At 66.8% G+C, this 2,379-nt stretch carries 4 protein-coding genes; 3 read left to right on the plus strand and 1 reads right to left on the minus strand.

The window, feature by feature from the left end; genetic code table 11:
- The coding region (locus tag AC16XC_RS13375; protein WP_484035159.1) for a hypothetical protein at positions 1–1,183 on the minus strand (1,183 nt) is incomplete at its 3' end.
- 158 nt (positions 1,184–1,341) lie between these two features.
- On the opposite strand from AC16XC_RS13375, the gene apaG reads away from it, so the two are divergent.
- The 3 genes from apaG to AC16XC_RS13390 all read left to right on the plus strand — a co-directional run.
- Entirely contained in the window at positions 1,342–1,740 is a 399-nt protein-coding gene (gene apaG, locus AC16XC_RS13380) for a Co2+/Mg2+ efflux protein ApaG (protein WP_484035160.1), read from the plus strand.
- Between the two features lie 21 nt (positions 1,741–1,761).
- Entirely contained in the window at positions 1,762–2,031 is a 270-nt protein-coding gene (locus AC16XC_RS13385) for a DUF5076 domain-containing protein (RefSeq protein ID WP_484035161.1), read from the plus strand.
- A gap of 211 nt (positions 2,032–2,242) precedes the next feature.
- Positions 2,243–2,379, plus strand: a 137-nt coding sequence (locus AC16XC_RS13390; RefSeq protein ID WP_484035162.1) for a LysR family transcriptional regulator, incomplete at its 3' end; no start/stop codon positions are given.

Raw genomic sequence — 2,379 nt, forward strand, 5'->3', positions numbered from 1 at the left:
CGGCATGGATCGCCTGGACCCAGGGCAGGGCGCGGGCGATATCCTCGTTGAGGATGATCTCGAGCTTGGCCGACTGGTTCATCACCGTGCTGACATCGCCCATCGCCTGGGCCGAGGTGAGCAGGAAGTGGACGTTGTGCGGGTAATAGCCGAAGCGATAGAGGCCGTCGTCGCCGACATCGCGGAGATAGGCCTCGTCCGCGGCCGCGGCGGCGATATTGGCGGCGACCGAATCCTTGTAGCGCCCGATCCGGTAATAGATGTGCGACGGCATGTGGACGAGATGGCCGAGCGCCGCCGGGGCGCTCTTGACCAGCCGGTCGGCGGCGGCTTCGGCGCGCTTGGGCTGCGGCAATTCGAGCAAATGGATATAAAGGTGCGAGGCCTGCGGGTGCGAGGGATTGCGTTCCATCACCTTCTCGACCAGCGCGACCGCCTCGGCGATGCGTGGGGCCGGCTCGCCGGTTTCGAGGTCCCAATAGGCCCACGGCGCGGTGTTCATGGCGGATTCGGCGGCGAGGATCGCGAGATCGTCGCTTTCGGGATTGCGCGCGGCGATTGCCAGCATCGCATCGGCATAGGCGCCGTCGAGCGCGGCGCGGTCGGCATCTTCGGACGCCGAATAGCGCGCCGCCTGGGCCGCGATCAGCTCTTTCGCCAGTTCGGGCAGCCCGTCGGACAGCCGCTTTGCCTCCTCGAGCGCCGCAAGCGCGGCGCGGTTGGCGTCATCGTCCATCCCGGCATTGATGTTCGGGCCATTGGCCATGGCGATGCCCCACGAACACATCGCGCAGCCCGGATCGAGCGCGCGCGCCTGGCGGAACGAGCGGATCGCCGCGGCGTGATTGAAGCCATAGGCGAGCGCGAGGCCCTGGTCGAAATAGCGCCGCGCTTCGGCGTTCATCTCGCCCGTGGGGAGGTCGGAGCGGGAAATCCCCTGGTAGAGCCCGATCTGCGCGGCGGTGTAGCCCGCTTGCTGGGCGAAGGCGGCGGCGAGCTTGAGCCGCTGGTCGAGCGTCGCCCCGCTGGCGTCGAACCCGCGGCACAGCTGGCGGCCGAGCTTTGTGGGATCGAGCGCGGCGAGCGCTTCGGGCGAGGCGGCGGGTTCGGAGGTGCGGTCTGGCGTGGCGACGAGGCCGGTTGTAACCAGCAGGACGGATGTCAGTGCGGCGAGTTTGAGCATGATACGATCTCCGGCGATTTCCCCAAAAAGCGACCCGGGTCAGCGGTCGGAGCCAACATAGCAGACCGGGCCCGGACGGCAAAATTTCGGCTCGCGGCGCATCGATTCATCGCAGCGAGGTTTGACGGGGCGCGGAATCTCGTTAGCGTGGCGACTCGATGAAGGAGCTCTTCCAGCACGCCGCGATCACGCAGGGCATCACCGTTCGGGTGGCGGTCAATTTCACGCCCGAGCAATCGCGCGTCGAAAGCGGCAAGTGGTTCTGGGTCTACCATATCCGGATCGAGAACGGCTCGGACGAGACGATCCAGCTCCTCACCCGCCACTGGCGGATCACCGACGGGCGCGGGATGGTCAACCTCGTCAACGGTGAAGGGGTGGTCGGCGAAACCCCGATCCTCGAACCCGGCCAGAGCCACGACTATGTTTCGGGCTGCCCGCTCTCGACCCCGCATGGCAGCATGGAAGGCTTCTACACCTTCCGCCGCTCGGACGGCTCGCTGGTCGAGGTCTCGATCCCGTTCTTCCCGCTCTCGGCTCCCGCCACCGCCGATTAGAGCCGCAACAGGAGCCCCACCATGGCCGACCACCAGCTCGAGGTTCCGCCCTCGGCACAAGCCACTGCCGAAGCCTTCGAAGTGCTGCGCCTGTGGGTCGATCCGCAGCAGCATCACGTCAATGTCAAGCCGGGCGTGTGGGAAGACCCGCTCGCCTGGGGCCTGACCCTGGCCTATGTCGCGCATGCGGTGGGCGACGCCTATCGCCAGCATGGCGGGCGCGACCCGGCGGAAACCGTGGCGCGGGTGCGCGAAGGTTTCGAGGAAGGGCTCAAGCACCTGCCGGGCTGAAGAGTTGTTTCTGCCCTGCCGGTTGGCCTTTGGCCAACTACGCATCCGTTGCTTGACGGAGACTTTTCTGCCCTACCGCTTCGCTGCTTGAGGGCGTCTTTTCCGTCCTACCGCTTCGCTGTTTGAGGGCGTCTTTTCTGCCCTACCGCTTCGCTGTTTGAGGGCGTCTGCGGTTGCGAGCGGTTCGCACTGCGATTAAGGCGCAAGCAGCATGAAGCGCACGCATCTCCCGCTGAACGCCCTCAGGGTCTTCGATGCCGCCGCGCGGCACCTCTCCTTCACCCGCGCGGCCGACGAGCTGGCGGTGACCCCGGCCGCGGTCGGCCAGCAGATCCGCGCGCTCGAGGA

It is taken from the genome of Candidatus Andeanibacterium sp. (assembly GCF_057143545.1).